Raw genomic sequence first — 21,477 nt, 5'->3', positions numbered from 1 at the left:
CCGCGGCGAGGTCAGCGACTGAGCCTCACCGCGGCTTTGATTTCACGAGACGACGCAATATGACTCAGACCTCCATCACGCGGCATCAACTCCCTCGGCAGATCATCAATGACTGGGACGACGTCATGGATCAGGTGACCACCCTACCCGAGGCGGATATCCACCTTGTGTGGGCCGCCATCCGCTACTCTCTGCCCCCCGTCAGCCGACTGGATGCCCTCCAGGGGCTACATTTTTATATCAACGACCACCAACCTCATGCCACAGGGTCGGCTGACGCACTGGTTGATCACCTACCGATTCCAACCGACAAACGCCAGAATATCGCCACTTCCCATCCGCTTTACACGGCCATGATGCACCTGACGGCGGCCGATCATGTAGCGCATAACTTTCTGCAATCGTGCCGGCGAATGTTGAGCGACTATTTTGCTCATGTGTCGGAAGAGGCTCACCCAGTAACGCTATACAATCACATCTTGCAAAGTCGGGATGTCCTGCTGGCACTCAGTCAGCAGGGCCTTTCCGGGCCTGCGGACGGTGAAACAGATGATGATTATCTGGTGGGACAGGTGAACCATTATCTGACCCGCGCTAACGCGACGGAGGATGGAAAAAGAAAGGCCATCACGTTCCTGAAGCTCTATCACGGTAAAAATGGGCTAACCAGTGACCATCTCATCCCGCGTGAACCGGGCATCCGCACTGGCGATCGCGGCAAACAGCGCCGAAAAACGAAACAAAAACCGCGCGATAAGGCCCTGGACCAGGAGCTGCTGCAGAGCCTGCAGCAACGGACGTCACGGCATCAGGCATCATCGGGCGCAGGCACCACCACGGGGGACCCCGATGCCCGACAGCGCGTGTTGCAGCCGGAGGGAGAGTTCGACGAACTCATCAGGCATGGTCCGTATCGGCATGCTGCTGCCAGCGCCTCCAAGGCCGCTATCGAAGCGGATGAACACGACATCGTGCTGCAGCGCCGAACACCCAGCACCATGACGGTCGACGATGACCGTGCCGTCGTGCGTCACGTCCAGCGGATGTCGCTGGTCGATACCCTCACCTCCATGACCGATATTCATCGTCTGACACCCCATCAGCTGCAAGAGGCATTGGCCAGCTGTCGCCATGATCCCGCACAGTGGGCACTGAGCATGCTGCTGGTATGCACCGGCATGCCGCTGGCCAGGCTGGAAACGCTCACGGTCGTCATGACTCCCACAGAAGACCACCCGCAGGAGGACGATGAAACGCCCCAGGTCGTACACGACGGGACCCTGCTGACCTATCGCCTGCTCGACGGCCCCAGCCGCCTCCCCGACAGCCATGATCATCGCTGGGTCACCCTGGCCCTGCCCCATGCGCTGATACAGGCCATCCATCAGGCGGTCGAGCACCATGGCGACACGCCGTTCCGTGGCAACGCCAAGTCCCTGAGGCAAACCTGGGCGCGGCAAGCAGACCATTCCGCCGGCCTGCCACCGACACCACACCGCCTGACGGCCAGCAGTTGGATGCTGATACGTCCCGCGGCGCGGGACGATGTCGCCGCAAGAGCGCTGAGCGGACAATTCGGGATCGCTCTGTCGGCCCCTGCCGCCTATCGCGCCTTGGCCCCTGGCGAGCTCAATACCCTCTTTCAGCACGCGGTGGGCTGCCTGCTCCCCAGCCTGACGCCCTGGTCACCGCCCGATTGGCTGACCCTCGCCCCAGTGGCATGGGGCGTGACGCCGAATCCCCATGCCGCACACTGGTCAACCGGCTCTCCCCATGCGGTGCCGGTCGGCGCCTTTCGCTCGTGGTTTGAATGGCTGCAACGCGGGATGGGATCCACCGTCCGCCGGTTCATGAGTCCACTGCGCCCAAGCGAGCGCTCGCCCGAGACCCTGCTCGAGGTCCTGGCCATCTCCGCGGCTCACTGCTATCTCGTGTTCCTGCTGTCGACGGGCTGCCGCCCCCAAGGCTCGCGGGTGCGTTGTGAGCGCGTGGAAGATTATCTGTGGCTGGCCGACAAGGATTCATGGCGCGCACGTGAAAGTCGATGGATACCCATGGCCAAGGAGCTGCAGGCCAGTCTCGACGCCCATCAGACGCTCGTGGCAGAAGCGACGGACTGGCTGCGGCGTCGAGGGTTTGAGGTCACGGACCACCGTCTCGCCGGGGAGTATGACCTCTGCGCCGAGATCAACCGTGCTCAGCGTTCGCGCATGGCGGTCACGGCGATGACCCACCGAGGGTTTATCCAAACGCTCTCCACGCTACAGCCAACGGATGCGCGACCTGTCCTGGCGCCTGAAGACGCTGTCCGCAACATCACCCGTCATAGCGTCGCCACATATTGCCGAGGACGGCTGCCCATGCCTCAGCTGGACGCGACATTGGGGCATGTCCACGGCTTTCGACAGCAGGGACCCGGTAGCTCGGCGGCCGCCCCTGGCCGGCGGGTCTGGCAAACGACCATCTCCGACCTGCTGAAAGAAGCCGATTATCACCCTCTCAACAGGAGCTCGCTGTCACATGCCCTCGGCCAATGAGATGACCGCACTCGATATCTGGCATCACCTACAGCGGGATCACCAGGATCATCCGCATTCGCAGCGCGCTGGCGACGTCGACACGATGTCGCAATCGGACCTGCGTCGGACCGATCGGCCAGAACGCTCGGCGCTCGTGTGGGAGGTCTGCCAACGCCTGCCGGCACACATCGACGAGCACGGCAGGGTGACGGCCACGGCCGTCGGCCAGATGGCCGATGAACTCTATGAATGGACCATCGCCCATCAGAACACGCCACCGCGACGTCACCACCACCGACGTAGCGTGGTGATGCTCCTCGCCTCGCTCAATGCGTTGCCAGGACTAACGATCCAGATACCGACGCAACCCGTACGTCCGCCTCGTCCCAGTCATGCCCCCACCTCGATTCAAGAGGCTCAGGGGCTGGCCGCCATGCTCCTGGTGGATCGCCATCTCGATACCTGGCGACAGCATACCCAGCACCGTGACCGCGGGTTGCTCACGGTGGCACTGCGCCTGAGCTGTCGACTCGGCATGGGATCGGAGGTGCTGCTCGGGACGCTGGCCATGCTAGGGACACGGCATGTCGACACCGCCACCCGCCAGATCCGCCTGCCTTCGCAGCTGCAACATGACCGAGACAGCCTACCCACCGGGCAGGCGAATCCCTCACAGACACTCGGTACCGCCTCACCGCAGGATCCGGCTTACCAGCCGATGCACTACTACACCCTGACGCTGCCCCGGGCCGTATGGGAGCCTCTCCGGCACCTGGTCCATACGGCCGCCGGCGATCAAGAGCGATGGCTGGCGTTAAAGAGCCCGTCCGCCCCGATAGCCACGCTCAAGACGCGTCAAAAACAGCTTCGCGAGCGACTCGATCGCGCTGCCAAGGCGCTGGTCAGGGAAATGAAGACGCAGCATCCCCAACATCGCGCGCTGCTGGAGCGCCTGTCAGGCTGGCCCAGAATGAGCCGGTGGGGACCCATGATGGCGCAGCGCAAGGGGCTCGCCGCGATATGGCTCGACATCCTCTCCGAGTACCCTCTCCCCACCGATTCTCGCGAGCCCATCACCGTCGGCGCGGATAGAGGACGCTATGCGCCTGCCGGTGGGGCCAGTCGTCACCATGCGCGGTCTGATAGCGACGTGCTGCGTTTTCTTGATGACGGACAGGCAACGCCAAGGCCTCATGAAGCGGCCAGCATGCCCCGACCGGATGATCTCGCCATCACTGCCCCTGGCGCAGGCGAGGGCAGCGCCGAGCCGTTGTCCATCGAGCAAAGCTTTGCCCTTCGCCATGCCGTACGGACCTTTTCCCGCCAGCTCCCCACCCTCACCACGGGGAAACGGTTATCGGGCCAGGTGTACCGGGAGCCCCTTCAGCAGCTGCGCCGTCGCACATTCGACACGCTCACCGACATCGTCGGCACATCAGACAGTTTCGGGCACTGGCTCGTGGCCTTTTCCTGTGCCCGACTGATCAGCCATGGCGACACCATTTCCAGCGTACAGACCTACCTGGGTCGTCTGATGCCAACGCCCCTGCTCCTCAACGAGGCCATCGCGGATGTGCCAGGCTGGGATCAGGACAGCGTTGACGAGCTCTGTGCGGAGGGCCAGTCCTACGGGCGATGGAACCATAACACCCGCCAGCATTTCCTGCGCACCATGGGCATGTTTGTCCGGTTCTGCCAGGACTACGGCATTCTCGATGATGTCGTTCCACCCTCCTCGACAACAGCGCGGATCTCGACCCGTCGCACCCGCCTGATCAACCCCGTGCAAATGGATCATGCCTGGAAGGCCCTGGTCGGCCACGCACGTCCCAGCCAGACCAACACGCAATTTGCGCTGACATTGGCCCTGGGCTATTACGGCGGCCTACGCGCCTCGGAAGTCTATCAGCTGACGCTGCGGGATGTTCGCCTTGAGTCGCCGACCGTGGAGGAGGACTGGGCGGCGCTTCAGGGTAGCTATGCGTGGGGCCGCCACTTGTCGACGGATGCGGACCCTTTCCCTATCCCGCCGTGCTGGATCTATATTCGCCAGGGCAAGACACCTTCCGCCCGGCGACGGATCCCGCTGCACCTGCTGGCCCCTCCTGAGGTCATCCACTGCATGAACCAGTGGTGGGAGACGCGACGTACCGTGGCCCCCACCCTGCCCCTCAAGGAGATCGGCCTGTTTGGCCCACTCTTCAGCCCTCAGGCCTACCGCCGCCAGGGATTGATCGATCCACTGCTGAACTGGCTGCGCAACCGCTGGGGTGAGGGTGTCGATTTCCACGGCCTGCGCCATTGCGCTGCCTCCTGGTGGCAATTGCGCTTGCAGGCCGCCCAGCATGACGATTTCCGTGAGACCCTTCACTACACGTTCCACTGGATGTTTCAGCCATCCAGCCTGGAGGCGTTTCTGACGTACCTGTGTGGTGCCGAAGGCGATGACGCCATCGAGCGGGGAACCCTAATGGGCCAGTTGGCCAAGTTGATCGGCCACCGGCACGTGAACACCCTGCTGCATACCTACACGCATTCGCTGGGCATGATCCACAGCCATGAGGTGAACCGGACGTGGTCCAACCGCAAGGTCGCTGGCTGAGGTGTCGATGTCCCTTGAGCCTGCGCCGATGACAGCGACGTAGAGACCTGCCGAAAAAGCCTCGTGGCAGAAACTGACGAGCGGCCAGAGGTTAGCGGTCACTCAACCCAGGAGGGCTTCGATGCCCTCGTCATCCAGACTGCCTGAGCAGCACCCAGTGCCTTCTGGTTCATTAGGTCCATCCCCCACCACCCATCCGACCCAATCAACCTTCGCCACGGTTCGCATGAGCACGAACCGGGCCCTGGTGACCTTCTCCCCAAAAACAGGGGGAAGGTCACTGGAGGGCCGAGCCCGCTATCCAGCGGCCCTCCAGTAGCATCGGATCTAGCCCGATAGATACAGCCAGTGCCTCCTAGCTGCCCCAATTCGTAAGATAGGCAAGCCGCCTTCCGTTTTGAATCCTCATCCAGCCGATAGGCCGGTCTTGGCGAGCGAGGCGTCTCATGGGAGTCCGAGCGATGGGTAAGATGGTTACGTAGGGAGCGGATGGTTTATGCGGCCCGACCAACGGCTTCATTACCGCTGGAAGATTTCATAGCACGTGCGTTATCGGGTGTGACCTGACAGAGCGATGAAAGAAGACATGTCATCAGGCACTCAGGCCATGCCGATGCCTTGTCGCGTCGGCATGGGTACGCGTTTGCAGAGGGAGCAGCGCTTTGCGTAGTGGCGCGGTAGTATCATTCAGGCCCCATCGCTTGCTGGGTGAATATCGCCCTTGGGTGGGCATGTCGTCGCTGCCGAGCAGTTGCCGGTGGTACAGCCGGGTCAGCTGCTGCAGGTGTCGGGCCGTATCAGGGCGACATACCGGGTACTGACTAAGTAGCTCAAGCACACAGAGCGTCCGCTGGAAGTCCTCGCGAGGCATCACGCCGCGCAGTCGCTCCAACTCCGCCTTTGTTGGCTGATAACCTCGATACCAGACGGCTTCGGCTAGCTGCTTCACATCATCGACCGCACGCTCGAGAGAGCGTGAGCCTACCCGATACAGCCGTTTACGCGTGAAGGAAACCGTCATGACTCAACCTCGCTGCGGTGATAGTCATCAAGTACCACGTTCAGATTGCCCAATATACGGGTTTCGTCGCCCACATAGTAGCTGATCGCTTCACGGGCCAGTTGTTCGAATTCGTCTACGTCAACATGGGCAAGCTTTAGCAACGCCTGGATATCTTGCTGGTCGCGCTCTCCAAAACGACCAAGCTTGGAGATGGCCACATCCATCGCGCCGGCAACGTAGACTTCGACGTTGGGGACGTCACTTTGCGACACCAGTCGAATGACGCGATCTTCGTAGTCTTCGTGCAGCGGGGCGAGTGTTGTGTTGAAGCTGGCGTCCAGCTCCAGGATCTGCATCACCCCCTCTTCGTCCGCAAACACATAGGCGTCCTCGTCCAGCAGGGCAACGATTTCGGACTTATCGGCATAGCCGTGAGATGCCACCTCCGCATCCACATCCGCGCTTCCGCGCACCTGTGTGTGAATATGGACCGCACAGCCGCCGAAAACAATAACTTGGAAAACACCCTCCTCACCACTGGCGTATAACGGCTCCAGCACATCGAAAAAAGCCACGAGAGCACGCCCTAGCGCGGTATCGGGCTCGATGGTCGGATACACCCCGGGCTCAATAGGCATTTGCCCCCCGTGTCGCTTGGTATCGGCAACAAGCCGTTTCTGATCATGAGGATACCATGCTCCTACACGCAAGCTGTGCCCCACCGTGCCACCTGTCACTAACCCATTGATTCAATGCCGATATGCTTTATGCCTGGCCACTAAGTGCGCGTCCGAGACTGCCGCATCATCGAGGTCAGAAACGCCACGCTCGGCGGCGCGGACGACCGGGTCATCAACGCGAAAAGCCACAACTTGGTGGATGCCCACATCCATGTCACCGCCATCCCCCCTCATTTCACGCTGCTAGAGAGGCTCGCATCCTTCCGCGTGGGCGACATGCCCAGCGAGCTACTGGAGGCCACGCTGATGTGCAGTTTCACCGCGGGCCCCGACAACGATTACGGCCTGGTCAATACCGTCGAGGAAAACAGGGCATCCTCCAGTCCAACAGCAATGGCTTCCTGCGCCGGGCTAACCTGATCTGTATGAAAGATCGCGGGTGCTCCTCGTCGCGCGCCTCCCTTCAACCACGTCAGGCGCTGACTACGCATGCCAAAGGTAGCCTCCGTTATGCCTTCACTGTCGCACTATGCCGGCCATCGCCCCCCGGCTGCTTCACCTCCGTGCTCGAGCTGAAGACCGTCGGGAACAAGGTCCCCTCCTCGGCGCTCTCCTCCAGCTGCCCCGCCATCCGCATGTCCTCCTGGGTCGGGTAGTGCCTGAGCAAGCGCCGGGCTTCGTGGCGGTGGGACTCGGGGAGCGACAGGTTCTGGGCGATGTCGATCAGGAATGCTCGTGCCTGGATCACGGTACGCGTACGCTCAGCAGGTGTTGTCATACAGCCCTCTTCGCTCGGCTGGGTGGATAGGGTGGCCTGCCCTGTCGCACGGCCTTGACCGCGCTAGATCACGACCACCGCAGGATGGACACACTGGAGATCAGACTATCCTCCCACAGGTAGCGATGCCAGAACTGGCCACCCATCGGGAACCGACACGGTGCCGATGAAACGCGGTAGGATGGGAGCCTTAAAGCATCCTGCATCGACGGGGGTGAGAGCGCGATGTCGCCACCGCCGGCGATAGCCTCACCCCATAGGCCAGAGACGCGGCCGCGGCCTGCTCTCACCATTCGCGTTGACGAGCTAGTCGCTTGGCGACGGCATCCGCGAAGCGCTTTCCAGGGCGTAAGACACTGGAGCTTGATGCGCGCAAGCCATACACGGGAGCGGACACTGACTCCCGCGGGTGTCTCGAGACCACGGCAACCGACCCCCATGAGGCCCGGGGCGGTGCCAAGGTTGGAGGATAAACAGCCGTGTAGGGGGATAGATAGCGATGACGAACAAGCACCATACCACCACGGGACTACAGACAGCCGTCAGGCTCTTGGGGAAGTGGGGCGCCAACAACGAGCAGGGCACTGCGATCCTGCGTGTCTCCCCGGATACCTATTCGCCTGCCAAGCGCTGTGAGCCCGAATGGCAGGTCAACTTGGATGACGACCAGCTGACCCGGATCAGCTACCTACTCAACATCCATGCCGCGTTGCAATTGATCTTCGACGCCCCGTCGGACGTGTACGGCTTCATGTCGATGGCCAACCACAACGACAGCTTCAATGGCCGGTCACCGCTGGACGTCATTGCCCAAGGAGGCCTCACCGAACTGCGCGAGGTGTGGCTGCACGTCAACATGCTGCGCCCGGTGGTCATCGGGGATGAAGGCAGGGTCAATCTGTAACGGCCCTGTGCTTGAGGGGGTAATAACGCTATCCAGAAAAGCCTCCTCGGCATCCCCTGCCAAGGGCGGTATCCATGTGTCCGCCGTCCTTGGCAAATCCACCCGCTGTAGCACTTCCCCCTGTCCACGGCCGAACATCCGCATGAAAGACTAAGGGCGAAGCCCGCTATCTCCACAACCACGAACAAATAACTGGCGTGGAGTGTCGGGACTGCCACCTGAGTCGGCTCAGCCATGCTCCCGCTCCCCTCTTCTCTCAATAGCTCGAGATGTCTTCCGACTCGATACGGCTTTCCGCGCCTCGAGTCCTCCGCCGTTTCAGGATGTTGGCAAAGGTTTACGCCAGACAGGCGTTCTGCTAATTTAAATCTGCCGAGCCAAAATGCTCGGCCGGGTTTGGCGACCCGAATACACAAAGGCGCACAAGCGCCCTTGCCATGGCTGGCGCTTTTTTTGTGTCTGTCATGTGTCTATGGCGGTCGTGCGCGGGAGACCTTCGGGTCTGCCGGTTTCTTTGTGGCCGGTTCGCCAACCCGCGTGCGGCCGCCCCCATCACTGCATTGGCGACAGCGGGGGTGGCTCCCAACACAAAGGAGCCCTACCCATGATTCATCTGTCTCCATCCCCCCATCGCAGCGATCGCCGTGCGCGTGCTGCCGCCCATCGCGCCATGGCCATGTCGGCCTTGGCTTCCAACAGCAGCGAGCGAGTTCGCTACCGCCGATACCATGCGCATATGCGCAAGGCAGCCGCCCTGGCACGTGCGGCCGACCTCGAGGGCACCGATGCCCCCTGGGAGGTCGAATCATGAACGCACCCCATACCTCTCTCCCTCCGCACAGCTCCCATACGTTCTCCGGCATGATTGCCGACCATCTCAACGCCCTGCTGGCCCAGTATGCGCAGTCCGGCACGCCCATCACCGCCTGCGAGTTGCGTGACGAATTGCTCCAGCACCCCGACCTCGACGGCGCGGACAGCAAAACCGTCTATCTCAAGGTTCGCGATCGACTCCGGTCGTTGACGCGACAAGGCCTGACGCAGCGTGTCGGGGTTCAGGGAAAGCATCGCCCTATCTTCCAGATCCTCGACCTGCCGGAGGATTGCTTCCCTTCTCCCGAAGCGCCTCCCCTGTCGACTCTTCACAGTACTGAGGCGTCCTCAACCGCCACCGCACGTTCATGCTCCCCGGCCTCGAATGCAAAGGAGACTTCCCGCGACTTTGCCGAGTTTCTGTCTCAAGAATGCCATCGCCTCAAGCTCGACATGCAAGCGGCACTGGGGGAAGCCAGCCACTACGCTCACATCCTGTCGCAGTATCCGGACCAGCAGGCCTTGATCCAGCCGCTGCATGAAGCCGCCTGCCAACGCGGCAGCGAAGCCAAAGGGGCGCTGGATGCCGTCATCACCCTGCGCAAGCAGCTTGGAGAGGAGGCAGCATCATGAACATCCGCCACACCAATCGCTTGATGGCGTCGATCGACTGCCCGGCACTGCGCCCCTGGCAGGCCCGCTGTATCGAGCAGGCACTGCAAACGCTGTCGGATGCCCATCCACATTTCCTGTGTCAGGCGACACCCGGCGCCGGCAAGATGTTGATGGCGGCGGTACTGGCCGATGAGCTCTTGCAAAACAGTGGGGTCGAGCTGGTGGTTTACCTGGGGCCCACCACCGCGGTGGTTGAACGCGCTCGGGCCACACTGGAGCAGGTCACTGGGCTCAGCATGAACGGACGCCTGGGCACCGGTGGCGTGGCCTTGACCTACCATGCGCTGCATCACCGTCTCACGGAACTGCAGCAGCTGTGTCAGCACAAGCGCGTGCTGCTGATCTGGGACGAAAGCCATCATGCCGCGGGACAAACAGATGCACCCGACAGTGCCAACCAGTGGGGCCTGGCCCTGATGGCGCTGGAGCGCCAGGTGCACTACACCCTGGCACTCTCGGGGACACCGTGGCGCACCGATGGCAGCTGCCTGCCGCTGCTGCGCTACCTGGAGGCGCCGGCCGAGGACGATACGTGCGGCAGTGATGCCGCCTCCACCTCACCGAAGCAACTACAGCCGGATTTCGTCTACACCCTCACCGAAGCAATCCAAGATGGTATTTGTCGCCATCCCCACTTTCAGCTGATCGACAATCGTTCGATCCGCCTCACTCGCCATCACCCCCGCAGCGGACGGCGAGAAACCCGACGGTTTGCCAGTATTCCTCACCTCCTCCGGCACCCTGCGATGCACTACAGCAGCCTCTTGCGCCATGAGGCACCGATGCGACACCTGCTGGACCAGGGCTGCGAGCAGCTGGCCAAGCTGCGTCAGCGGGACCGGGACGCCGCCGGCCTGGTGGTCGCGTCCGACATCCTGCATGCCGAAACGATTGCCGAGGCGCTGGAGGATCGGCACCAATCGGTGTGCCTGGTCACCAGCAAGGCGGCTAATGCCCATGCCCGTCTACATGCCTTCGGCGATGACAGCACCCAGTGGATCGTCTCAGTCGGCATGGTCAGCGAGGGCGTCGACATCCCCCGGCTGCGCGTGTGCTGCTACCTGAGCCAGATCCGTACCGAGCAGCATTTTCGGCAAGTGCTGGGGCGGATCATCCGCCGCGAGGGTGATGATGATGCCGAGTGTTTCCTCTATGCCCTCAATGAGCCGCACCTGCGGCACTATGCCCGACGGATCGCGGAAGACCTGCCCGAGGATCTGGCCACGGTCTCCTTTCCGATGCCGGAGACGGCGTCAGACCCGGCCACCCCTTCGGACCATGAGGCGACAACACCACCGCTGACACCACAGGATGCGGCACCGCCCGCTGACAGCGCGAAGGCGACCAAAGCCGGCCAGGCAGGTGAGCCATCGACAGAGGTTACCTTGGACGTCGCAGGCAGTGCCGAGCACCTGGATCCCGATGTGGCCTTCTCGCGAGCCTTCTTTGAACGCCTGGTGGCCTTGCGGCTAGCGCCCTAACCCGCCAATCCGGTGACGGCTCATCGTCGACCACGTCGCGTCCAGGACCTCATTGCCGACTCCACGTCGCATGTGGCGGTGCCGGAATGAGGTTGGGCATGACACTCACGTCGTACGGCCAGTGACAGGACGCTTTTGCCTCTCTGACGCGGCCTTATTATTCCAGGGTGCATCGTTATGTCGTTCAAACGAAAACCTCGACATCTTACTGCCTCGACACGGCATTCCGCCCGCTCGGGGCTCTCCGTCAGCCACGAAGGACTCTCCCGCGAGGCCCGGCGCCTGCTTACCCAGAGCGTTTCGGCCAACAGCGTACGCGCCATGCGGGCCGATATCCGCATCTATCAGAAAGCCGGTGGCCCCCTGCCTGCCACGGACACCGATATCGCCAATTACTTGTCCGCACAGAATGCCCTGGGCAAGAAGCCCGCCACACTGGAGCGATATGCCAATTCACTGCACATGTGGCACCGATATATGAACCTCCCCTCGCCCGTCAAAACCATGGCGGTGCGCAGTGTCTTGCGCGGCATCAAGAAGAGTCGCGACATGCGACAGGCGTCTGCCCCTGCCCTGCGTCTCAAGGAGCTGCATCGCCTGCTGGAAGCCGTTGGTAGTGAGTCACTGCATGGGTTGCGGGATAGCGCCCTATTCCTACTGAGCTTCTATGGCGCCTTCCGACGCAGTGAAATCGTGGTGATCGCCGTCGAGGACCTGCAATGGTTGCCTCAGGGTGTCACCATTACGCTGCATCACAGCAAAACCAATCACACGGGGCGCGTCGAGACCAAGAGCATCCCGCGAGCCCCCGCGAACACGTCCTACTGCCCCGTCGCGATGCTCGAAAACTGGCTCGCCGCCTCCGGCATCACTCGTGGGGCAATCTTTCGGGGCATTAGCTGCAAGGGAAGCCTTGGGGCCGGCCGTATGTCGGCCGGCAACGTTTATGTCCGAATGAAGCAAGCCATGGAGAAGGCCGATCTGATCTCGGAGGGGTACACGCCGCATAGCTTCCGAGCAGGGTTCATTACCGAAGCGCATCTCCGTGGCAAGAGTGACCTTCAGATCAAACGAGTGAGCGGACACCGCGACCAGAGGACCTTCGAGCGCTACATTCGGATTGCCGATGCCTTCGAAGACAATGCCGGGGACTTCTTTTCCCTGGAGGATTGAGCCCCATAACGAAACAGCCCGGCACAAGGCCGGGCTGCTGGTTCATACATACTGTTAAGATGCTGATTTATAAACCAGCTACTGATAAGAGGGCCCTATCGAACAACAAGTGACACTGACAGACTATGCTGGTGAGTAGCCTTCAGGGTTATTTACCTGCCATCGCCATGTATCTTGCATCATGACATCAAGGCGTCTCTTAGCTGTCCAGCCCAACTCGCGTTCGGCTTTGGCCGGATCCGCCCAGCATTCGGCAATATCTCCTTCCCGGCGCGGGGCGATACGATAAGGAACCTCTCGGCCTGAAGCCGCTTCAAACGCGTTGACAATTTCGAAGACCGAATATCCTTGCCCCGTGCCTAGGTTCCAGATGTTGACACCAGACTGGCGGGCAATAGCCTGCATGGCGCAGAGATGGCCTTCCACCAAATCACTCACATGGATGTAGTCGCGAACACCGGTACCATCCGGTGTCGCATAGTCATCACCAAAAACGTAAAGTACGTCACGACGACCGACCGCAACCTGAGACACGAACGGCACCAGATTGTTGGGGATATCGTTGGGGTCTTCTCCAATTAAGCCACTCTCGTGGGCTCCTACAGGGTTGAAGTACCGAAGCAGCGCAATAGACCAACGCGCGTCTGCTTTGGCCAGATCCTGCAATACCTCTTCTACTATCAGCTTGGATCGGCCGTAGGGATTGGTTGGGCTTCCGGTAGGCAATGCCTCGTGGATGGGCATTGTTGCTACCTCGCCATACACGGTGGCTGAAGAGCTGAATACCAGCCGCCTGATACCGGCAGCCTCCATAGCCTGGCAAAGGGTAAGGGTGCCACTGACATTGTTGTCAAAGTAACGTAGCGGATGCTCGACACTCTGTCCAACAGCCTTGAGACCTGCAAAGTGCAAGACATCACTGATGTCGTGGGCGCTAAAGAGGTTATCAAGCAGCGGGCGATCACGGATATCCCCTTTCACAAGAATTACCTGACGCCCCGACATTTGTTCAACACGCCGAAGTGATTCCGACGAGGCATTGGATAAATTGTCAAGTACGATCACGTTGTGACCATGCTCCAAAAGTGAAAGAACCATATGCGAACCAATATAGCCAGCTCCTCCTGTTACCAGAATCGACATCAACTATCTCCTTCTATGGTGGATTCGGTTAAAGAGCTTCCAAGTCCATAATAAATAGTCTGGATCGTGTTGGGCACGATAGATAAAGCCAGCCAAAGAAAACCGCTGAACAATTCGGCCCTTATTGAACCATCCCATTTTTCTCGGAGGCTCGTTGGTTTAAGTCAGGCCGCCTTCTTGGCCTGACACTGTTTTGAATCGCCCCGGGTTTCGTAGACACCTCCAGGCCTTATACTGAAGGCACCAAGGAGGTCCCATGAGCCGCCAGCGATATAGCGAAGAATTCAAGATCGAAGCCGTCAAGCAGGTGACGGAACGCGGTCATCCCGTCACGGAGATGGCCGCCCGACTGGGGGTATCCGGCTACAGTCTCTATCAATGGATGAAGCGCTACGCCAAACCTGCGGAACAGCGGCAACAGGACGCGGATCTCCAGGCGGAGAACCGGCGCTTGAAGGCCGAGCTGAAGCGCGTATCAGAAGAACGGGACATCTTGCACTCAACCGGTCAATGCAACAGTGGTTGATAAGACCTCCGCAGGTGTCTTGCACTTCAGCGTCTTTCTGGGGCGCTCGTTCAGCCGCATGGCCACCTGATCAAGGTCTTGTTGAGTGAACGTGGATAAATCCACCCCTTTGGGTAGTACTGCCTCAGCAGGCGGTTGGTATTCTCGTTGGTCCCCCGCTGCCATGGGCTCTGGGGATCGCAAAAATAGACTTGGATATCGGTCGCAACAGTGAAGTCTTTATGTGCCGCCAGCTCTGTGCCCCGATCCCATGTTAGGGACCCCTTCAGTGCAGCCGGCAGGCATTGGGCCTCTCTCACCAAGCCTGCGATCACACTGGCCGTATCCTTGCCATCTACTTGAACCAACATAGTGAAACGAGAGTGGCGTTCGACCAGGGTCGCGATATGCGAGTTTCTGGCACCGGTGATTAAGTCACCTTCCTAGTGTCCTGGAATCGCCCGATCCTCCGCCTCCGGAGGACGCTCGCGGATAGAGAGTGCATCCTTGATCTGCCCGCGCGGTTGGCTCGTAGCATGCTTGGAACGCCGCATCATGCGCTTAGAGCGCAAATGCTGTATCAGCTCTTTCTTCAGCACACCGTGTGCTTGGATGTACAGGCTGCGGTAGATCGTTTCGTGCGATACCTGCATCCGCCGGACTCCCGGAAAGCGGAGTTTGAGCCAGCCCGAGATTTGAGCAGGGGACCACTGTAGCGTCGCCGTCTCGACCATCCGGCGCTGGCGGTACCGTGACGATGTCCAGGACCGACCGCACACGCGTCACAACCTGCTGGCCACGCTCACTTCCGAACTAGGAAGATGCTGATCGCGGCGCGCGAATTCCTGCGCCTCGGCCTGGATGATCTGCTCGTCGTGGCGCGTGAGTTCCTCAATCCTGGCTTGTCGCGTTCTGGTCTGCATCGCATGCTCAAGCGGCGCGAGGTGCCGACACTGGCAGAGCTGTCTAGACGGGACGCGGGCGACGATGAGAAACCCCGGCACAAGCCCTTCAAAGATTATGAGCCGGGCTACGTGCACATCGACATCAAGCACCTGCCCCGGATGCCCGATGAGGAGCAAAAACGCTACCTGTACGTCGCCATCGATCGCGCCACGCGCTGGGTCCATCTGGAGGTGAGACGCAGCCAGTCCGCGAAGGATGCGCGGGCGTTCATGAAGCGGGTGGAGGAGAAGGCTCCCTTCCAGGTCCAGACGGTACTGACCGACAACGGCAAGTCATTCACCGATCGCTTCACGCGGGCGGGGGAGCGCAAGCCCAGCGGGAATCACCCGTTTGACCAAGAGTGCCAGGCCCTTGGTATCGAGCACCGTCTGATCAAGCCGGGAAGACCGCAGACAAACGGCATGGTGGAGCGCTTCAACGGCCGTATCAGCGATGTGCTGGCGACTCGGCGCTATACCTCAGGCGAGGACCTGGAGCAGACGCTCAAACGCTACACCTGGCTGTACAATCACCACATCCCGCAGAAGGCGCTGCACCATCAATCACCGATTGCGATGATGAAGGAATGGCAGACCAAGCGTCCTGAGTTATTTACCAAGCGGGTAGTCAATCACACGGGACCCGACAGCTAGAAGACGTGACACCCTGAGTACATCTTTCATTAACTGGTTATAGGGTTTAAGATCTTAGGTTGGCGCTGCAACACGTGGCAGTACAATCACCAGATCCCGCAACAAGCACTGCACCATAATTCACCTATTGGGGTTATGAAAAATGAAAGACTAATTGACCTGACTTATTTACCAAGCCGGTGATAGACCACACGGGACACGACAGTTATCTCTTGCGCAACAATAAATCATCGTACAATTTAAACACACTCTGATTGCGCATTTCTAAATGATACTTCGAAACCACCTTCTTTTGAGCTTCCGAGGCAAGACTTTTACGCAAGGATGGATCGTTGATTAAGCGGAACAATTGAACCGACAACTGCTCATCGTCTTCTGAAGGAAATAATAAACCATCTTGATCATGTGCAACGAGATCATTATTTCCGGGAATATCGGATACGACGACTGCCAAGGCCGAAGCCATAGCCTCTAGAATGGCTAAAGGCATACCTTCCCAACGAGAGGGTAACACAAATACATCGAGTGCCGAGAGTAGGCGAGCAATATCAGTACGCCAGCCAAGAACCATAACATGACTCTCCAGCCCATAAGAGACGATTTCTTTTTCTAGCTCACCTCGGAGTTCACCATCACCAATAAAGACAAACTTGACAGACTTATCTGTACTCTCCACGATTTTTTTAGCTGCGTCAAAGAGACACTTTGGGTTTTTTTGGTGCCAAAGCCGACCAACCATTCCAATACAAATAGTATCTATGCTTGCACCAAAGACTTCACTTCGTATCTCAGAGCGAACAGTCTCTTCAGATCGCCCAAACTCCTCAAGACGGATGCCGTTGGGAATAAGATGGACCTTTTTTTCCGAGACTTTTAAATCATCGATTAATTTTTTACGATCAGATTCATTTAGAACAATCAACGCATCACAAAACCGAGCACCAACAAACTCAACCCAATAATAGATCAACCTAACCAGCCCATTACTCGCAAACGGGAACGCAAAACCATGAACAGTATGGATAACAACAGGCACTCTGGCAATATGGGCGGCCAGCCTTCCCAACAAGCCAGTTTTAGACGAGTGGGTGTGCAGGATTTTTGGCTCTAATATCCGAAGTTGGCGCACCAGTCCCCATAATGCTTACCAGTCCCTAATTGGCGACATCGGCCTAACCAAATCATTGACGTAATATGACGGGGCGCCCAAAATTTTGGTTCTTCGCAGATCGGCGTGAAACAGGCAGGGCTTGAGGCGAGGGCTGGATAGAGAAACGGCGGTGAATCCGAGTAAGCTGATATTCGCCAAAACGTCAGCCTACGGACACCGCCGTTGCCATGGATGCTACCCCGCTCAGCCTGTTCTGGAAAGGGTTCACTGTCGCCCACCACGAGTTCCTGGATCCTCAGACGCTACGGCTCCAGTTGGAGCCCGATGACCGGACCCCGCCTGTCTGCAGCGGCTGTGACCACGCCTGTTGCCTGGTCCATGACGTGCATCGCCGGCGCGTCCGCGAGGCGCCGCTGCTGATCTACCGAGTGGAGCTGGATGTCCCGGTGCGGCGCCTGCGCTGCCCGACCTGTGGTCCGACACGAGAGCGCATCGACTGGCTACCCGGGCGCTCGCCGGTCACCACCACACTGCGCCAGTGGGTGGAGCGCCTGGTCACGTTGCTGCCGATCCGGCATGTCGCGGATCTGGTCGGCTTGCACTGGCATACCGTCAAGACCATCGACAAGCAGCGCCTGCAACGCGACCTGCCGGCACCGGATCCGACACGCTTGCGGCGGCTGATGATGGACGAGTTTGCCCTGCACAAGGGACACCGCTACGCCACCGTGGTCGCCTGCGCCGACACTCAGCAGGTGGTATGGATCGGCGAAGGCCGCTCCCGCGAGGCGATCCGCCCCTTCTTCGCGTGGCTGGGCGAGGCACGAGAGCGGATCGAGGCCGTGGCCATGGACATGAACTCGGCCTTCGATTGTGAGGTGAAGGACCAGTGCCCCAACGCCGAGGTGGTCTACGACCGCTTCCACGTGGTGGCCAAGTACGGGCGCGAGGTGATGGATCGGGTACGCGTCGATCAGGCTAACCAGCTGCGCGACGACAAGGCGGCCCGCAAGGTGATCAAGGGCAGTCGTTGGCTGCTGCTGCGCAACGCCGACAATCTCAAGCCCGAGCAGGCGGTGAAGCTGGAGGAGCTGCTGGCGGCCAATGCGTCACTGACCACGGCGTACCTGCTCAAGGATCAGCTCAAAACCCTGTGGTTTGCCGACGACGAAGCCACCGCCCGAAACGCCTGGCAGGAGTGGCATGCCATGGCGACCAGCAGTGGCATCGAGGCCTTGGAACGTTTCGCCAAGCGGTTGGCTCCGTACCTCGAAGGGATCCTGTCCAGCGCCCGGCACCGGCTGAACACCAGCGTGCTGGAGGGCATGAACAACCGGATCAAGGTCATCAAGCGGATGGCCTACGGGTATCGCGACACGGCGTACTTCTTCCTGAAGATCCGTGCCGCATTTCCCGGCAAAGTGCGATGAACCAAAAGTTTTTCCTTGAAAAACCGTGCCAGAGCTACATGCTGACTAACATACGCTGTTTCAAACTCGCTGGGCACCACGGCAACTGAACCAAGGTAGGCGGTGATTGAGAAAAGCACATCGCCTTCTTGAACTTTCGTTCTTTCTCCTTCCTCCCCGCCAGGCACACTGACACGCTGAAGGTCTGTCATATCAAGTTTAATGCGATCACGAGTCAGATTTCCAATGCGTATAAATGCGGACCCTTCATCGGAGTAATGAGACGCCCAGCCACGTGATCCACTTGTGAGAAACGCCAAATCACGTTTAATTGGAAGTATGCTCCAATGCGCCGGCACCTCGCCCAGCCACTCGACCCCGGAGTCTTTCTTCGGCACGTCGGGGTCGAGGCCCTTGGTCACGGCATGGGAGATCACCGCCTGGCGTTTCTCCTTGAGCAGCGCGATCAGGCGCTGCTGCTCCTCCACCAGGGCATCGATGCGGGCGGTCTCGTGGTCAAGGAAGGCGGCGATGCGGGCTTGCTCAACCTCGGGTGGGAAAGCAGCCCTCTCGTTCAGGTAGCTGTGCTGGTCAAGGTTCTGGATGCCTGAGGTCTGCTTAATGGAAGGAACATTTAGCCCGATGGTGTAGCCTGCCGCATGAACATACCGCCAGAAAGAGGGGTTCATCCCGGATGCCAGCCTAATTCTCGCAATAAAGTTGGCGCAAATTGCCGGAGCTTCATCTTCATAGAGCGCAACGAAGCCAACCGGCTGCTTTTCTCCACCGCCGGACTTCTCCAGTAATAAATCTCCTTGGGAAACCACGCGACTGTTGAACTCGGCAGTAGTCACACTCCGGTAGGTCGGGTTATCCAAGCTGGCACGCATACGGTTGCGATCAAAGTCTGCCACCCTGATGCAGATCACATCGTTTTCGTCGCCTTGAGCATCATTCCCCCAGATCCCGTTCTGGCATGATTCAGTGGATAATTTTAAGCGTTCCACCGCCCAATGCGCCGGCACTTCGCCCAGCCACTCGACGCCAGAATCCTTGACCTCGGGGTACTTCGGAAAACTCATGCCGACAGCTCCTCGATCATCGCCTTGATCCGGTCAGTGCAGGCCTTGAGGTCGGCGTCGATGACCTCTAGCGGACGCGGCGGCTCGAAGGTGTAGAAGTGCCGGTTGAAGGGAATCTCGAAGCCGACGATGCCGATGCGGCCATCCAGTTCGTCGCGCTTGTCCTCGTCGATCCAGGCGTCGGGCACGTGGGGCTTCACCTCGCGATCGAAGTAGTCGAATACCGACTCGTCCAGCGGCACGTTCTCGTTGTCGCGCAGGCCGCTGTCCGGCTCGGGGTTGCCCTTCTTGTCGGTGCAGACGTCGGCTTCACTGTCGCGCTCGGAGAGGGCGCTGAGGATGGCCTTGAGGACCGGGGCACCGACCTTGAGGCCGGTGGGCTTCAGCGCCGCCTTCAGCTCCTTGGTGAAGGCGTCCCGGTTGGTGTAGCAGCGCTCGGGGTCCAGAGTGGCGCAGGCGGCCCTGAGCGACTCTCTGTCGGCCTCTGGGAGCTTCTGGAGGGGCTTCTCGTCGTCGAGCCTGGCCAGCCGCTCGGGGCTCGCCTGGAAGTTGAGGCGCAGCGGGCGCTCGACGGTGATACGCCGGTAGCCGAAGGCCTCGACCGGGAAGATCTTGCTCTCCTCGGTCTCCTTGAAGGCCCCATAGCACCGCACTATCTCGTCGATGTCGCGGTCGGTCACGTACTGGCGCTTGCTGCCCAGCGACTTGCGCATCTTGGTGTAGCGCTCGGTGGCGTTGATCAGCTGCACCTGGCCGCGCCGCTCGGCCGGCTTGTGGTTGGAGAGCACCCACACGTAGGTAGCAATGCCGGTGTTGTAGAACATGTCCGTGGGCAGGGCGACGATCGCCTCGACCAGGTCGTGCTGCAGCAGGTAGCGGCGGATCTCGGACTCCCCGCTGCCGGCCCCGCCGGTGAACAGCGGCGAGCCGTTGAGGATGATGCCGATCCGCGAGCCGCCGTCCTTGGGGCTGCGCATCTTGCTGACCAGGTGCATCAGGAACAAGAGCGAGCCGTCGGAGACGCGGGGCAGGCCCGGGCCGAAGCGACCGTCGTAGCCCTTCTGCTTGTGCTCGTCGGTGACCTGCTTCTGGACCTTCTTCCACTCAACCCCGAACGGCGGGTTGGCGAGCATGAAGTCGAAGCGCTCGGCGGGCAGCTGGTCGTCGGAGAGGGTGTTGCCGAGCTTGATCTGGGCCACGTCCTGGCCCTTGATCAGCATGTCGGCCTTGCAGATGGCATAGGACTCCGGGTTCAGCTCCTGGCCGTGCAGCGACACCGTGACCTTATCGCTGACCTGCTGGATGTACTCGTCGCTCTCGGAGAGGAAGCCGCCGGTGCCCGCCGTGGGGTCGTAGACGGTGGCAATGCGGTGCGGGCGCAGGGTCTCGTCCTGGCCGGTCAGCACCAGCGAGGTGGTCAGATGCACGATGTCGCGGGGCGTGAAGTGCTCCCCAGCGGTCTCGTTTGAGCTCTCGGCGAACTTGCGGATCAGTTCCTCGAAGATCACCCCCATGCCGTAGTTGGTGATCCGCTCCGGGCTCAGGTCGATGCTGGCGACCCGCTGCACCACCTGGTAGAGCAGGTCATTGGCGGCCAGCTGCTGGACGAAGTCCTCGAAGTGGAAGTGATCGAAGATCTCACGGGCGTCCTGGCTGAAGGCCTGCACGTAGCTCATCAGGTCGTCGGCGGTTTGGGTATCGGACAGCGTGCCCAGGGTCAGCGGGGAGGCATTGAAGAACTGCTGCTCGGCCGCGCGCAGCAGCAGCTTCTCGCGCACCGCCTCGGGCTTGGCTTGGTGCTCCTGGGCGCCTGCCAGCACCGCCGCCTTGGTCGGCGCCAGCACGCACTCCAGGCGCCGCAGCAGGGTGAACGGCAGGATCACCCGCCCATACTGGGACTGCTTGAAATCGCCGCGCAGCAGGTCCGCGACGGACCAGATGAAGGCCGCCGTCTGAGAGTGACTGTCCGTGTTCACGATGCTTCCCCACGTTGGTGAATCT

Annotated in this window: 16 protein-coding genes and 3 pseudogenes; 11 read left to right on the top strand and 8 right to left on the bottom strand. The window is 60.2% G+C overall.

What is annotated here, in order from left to right:
- Window positions 1–59: 59 nt before the first annotated feature.
- Together UYS_RS0203100 and UYS_RS0203095 are read left to right on the top strand one after the other, a co-directional pair.
- Complete coding sequence (locus UYS_RS0203100; RefSeq protein ID WP_016854029.1) at window positions 60–2,537, top strand: hypothetical protein; 2,478 nt, start codon at window positions 60–62, stop codon at window positions 2,535–2,537.
- A complete protein-coding gene (locus UYS_RS0203095; protein ID WP_016854028.1) occupies window positions 2,521–5,121 on the top strand; it encodes a site-specific integrase in 2,601 nt (866 codons plus the stop codon). The genes UYS_RS0203100 and UYS_RS0203095 overlap by 17 nt, the downstream gene beginning before the upstream one ends.
- Window positions 5,122–5,713: 592 nt before the next feature.
- Here the strand turns inward: UYS_RS0203095 and UYS_RS18340 are convergent.
- Both UYS_RS18340 and UYS_RS0203090 read right to left on the bottom strand, forming a co-directional pair.
- Window positions 5,714–6,142 carry a hypothetical protein gene (locus tag UYS_RS18340; protein WP_156821524.1) on the bottom strand — a complete coding sequence of 143 codons (429 nt, stop codon included), beginning with the start codon at window positions 6,140–6,142 and terminating at the stop codon, window positions 5,714–5,716.
- Entirely contained in the window at window positions 6,139–6,744 is a 606-nt protein-coding gene (locus tag UYS_RS0203090) for a DUF6036 family nucleotidyltransferase (RefSeq protein WP_016854027.1), read from the bottom strand. Before UYS_RS0203090 ends, UYS_RS18340 begins: the two co-directional genes overlap by 4 nt.
- Window positions 6,745–6,906: 162 nt before the next feature.
- On the opposite strand from UYS_RS0203090, the gene UYS_RS0203085 reads away from it, so the two are divergent.
- Window positions 6,907–7,224, top strand: a complete 318-nt coding sequence (locus UYS_RS0203085; RefSeq protein WP_016854026.1) for a hypothetical protein — start codon at window positions 6,907–6,909, stop codon at window positions 7,222–7,224.
- 88 nt (window positions 7,225–7,312) lie between these two features.
- Here the strand turns inward: UYS_RS0203085 and UYS_RS16765 are convergent, their stop codons facing one another.
- Window positions 7,313–7,582 carry a BPSL0761 family protein gene (locus UYS_RS16765; protein ID WP_016854025.1) on the bottom strand — a complete coding sequence of 90 codons (270 nt, stop codon included), beginning with the start codon at window positions 7,580–7,582 and terminating at the stop codon, window positions 7,313–7,315.
- Window positions 7,583–8,081: 499 nt separating this feature from the next.
- Between UYS_RS16765 and UYS_RS0203075 the strand changes: the two genes are divergently transcribed.
- The 5 genes from UYS_RS0203075 to UYS_RS0203055 all read left to right on the top strand — a co-directional run bounded on the left by UYS_RS0203075 (window position 8,082) and on the right by UYS_RS0203055 (window position 12,628).
- Complete coding sequence (locus tag UYS_RS0203075; RefSeq protein ID WP_016854024.1) at window positions 8,082–8,486, top strand: hypothetical protein; 405 nt, start codon at window positions 8,082–8,084, stop codon at window positions 8,484–8,486.
- Window positions 8,487–9,090: 604 nt separating this feature from the next.
- Window positions 9,091–9,297 (top strand): hypothetical protein, encoded by a 207-nt coding sequence (locus UYS_RS0203070; RefSeq protein ID WP_016854023.1) that lies wholly within the window; start codon window positions 9,091–9,093, stop codon window positions 9,295–9,297.
- Window positions 9,294–9,932: a hypothetical protein gene (locus UYS_RS0203065; RefSeq protein WP_016854022.1), complete on the top strand. Its 639-nt coding sequence runs from the start codon at window positions 9,294–9,296 to the stop codon at window positions 9,930–9,932. Before UYS_RS0203070 ends, UYS_RS0203065 begins: the two co-directional genes overlap by 4 nt.
- The gene (locus UYS_RS0203060) at window positions 9,929–11,455 is read left to right on the top strand and encodes a DEAD/DEAH box helicase (RefSeq protein WP_016854021.1); all 1,527 of its coding nucleotides are present in this window, start codon (window positions 9,929–9,931) and stop codon (window positions 11,453–11,455) included. Before UYS_RS0203065 ends, UYS_RS0203060 begins: the two co-directional genes overlap by 4 nt.
- 177 nt (window positions 11,456–11,632) lie before the next feature.
- Complete coding sequence (locus UYS_RS0203055) at window positions 11,633–12,628, top strand: site-specific integrase (protein ID WP_040477860.1); 996 nt, start codon at window positions 11,633–11,635, stop codon at window positions 12,626–12,628.
- Window positions 12,629–12,751: 123 nt separating this feature from the next.
- On the opposite strand, the gene galE is transcribed toward UYS_RS0203055, so the two are convergent.
- The gene (gene galE / locus UYS_RS17845) at window positions 12,752–13,771 is read right to left on the bottom strand and encodes a UDP-glucose 4-epimerase GalE (RefSeq protein ID WP_192813910.1); all 1,020 of its coding nucleotides are present in this window, start codon (window positions 13,769–13,771) and stop codon (window positions 12,752–12,754) included.
- A 256-nt stretch (window positions 13,772–14,027) separates the two neighbouring features.
- On the opposite strand from galE, the pseudogene UYS_RS0203040 reads away from it, so the two are divergent.
- Window positions 14,028–14,267, top strand: a pseudogene (locus tag UYS_RS0203040) (transposase); the annotation flags it as partial.
- A gap of 3 nt (window positions 14,268–14,270) precedes the next feature.
- Here UYS_RS0203040 and UYS_RS18790 read toward each other — a convergent pair.
- A pseudogene (locus tag UYS_RS18790) lies at window positions 14,271–14,989 on the bottom strand (IS30 family transposase); the annotation flags it as partial.
- 4 nt (window positions 14,990–14,993) lie between these two features.
- Here UYS_RS18790 and UYS_RS16755 point away from each other — a divergent pair.
- Window positions 14,994–15,874: pseudogene (locus tag UYS_RS16755) on the top strand (DDE-type integrase/transposase/recombinase); the annotation flags it as partial.
- A gap of 205 nt (window positions 15,875–16,079) precedes the next feature.
- Here the strand turns inward: UYS_RS16755 and UYS_RS17830 are convergent.
- Complete coding sequence (locus tag UYS_RS17830) at window positions 16,080–17,006, bottom strand: glycosyltransferase family 4 protein (RefSeq protein WP_337587455.1); 927 nt, start codon at window positions 17,004–17,006, stop codon at window positions 16,080–16,082.
- Window positions 17,007–17,212: 206 nt separating this feature from the next.
- On the opposite strand from UYS_RS17830, the gene UYS_RS0203025 reads away from it, so the two are divergent.
- A complete protein-coding gene (locus UYS_RS0203025) occupies window positions 17,213–18,415 on the top strand; it encodes an ISL3 family transposase (protein ID WP_026068309.1) in 1,203 nt (400 codons plus the stop codon).
- On the opposite strand, the gene UYS_RS18335 is transcribed toward UYS_RS0203025, so the two are convergent.
- Window positions 18,346–19,476, bottom strand: a complete 1,131-nt coding sequence (locus tag UYS_RS18335) for a restriction endonuclease subunit S (protein ID WP_156821523.1) — start codon at window positions 19,474–19,476, stop codon at window positions 18,346–18,348. The genes UYS_RS0203025 and UYS_RS18335 overlap by 70 nt on opposite strands.
- The gene (locus tag UYS_RS0203015) at window positions 19,473–21,452 is read right to left on the bottom strand and encodes a type I restriction-modification system subunit M (RefSeq protein ID WP_016854012.1); all 1,980 of its coding nucleotides are present in this window, start codon (window positions 21,450–21,452) and stop codon (window positions 19,473–19,475) included. The genes UYS_RS18335 and UYS_RS0203015 overlap by 4 nt, the downstream gene beginning before the upstream one ends.
- Window positions 21,453–21,477: the final 25 nt, after the last annotated feature.

The sequence above is a fragment of the Halomonas smyrnensis AAD6 genome, assembly GCF_000265245.1.
GTDB classification, from domain to species: Bacteria; Pseudomonadota; Gammaproteobacteria; order Pseudomonadales; family Halomonadaceae; genus Halomonas; species Halomonas smyrnensis.
The sequence above is the reverse complement of the archived record's forward strand: the minus strand, read 5'-3'. Positions and strand labels throughout refer to the sequence as shown.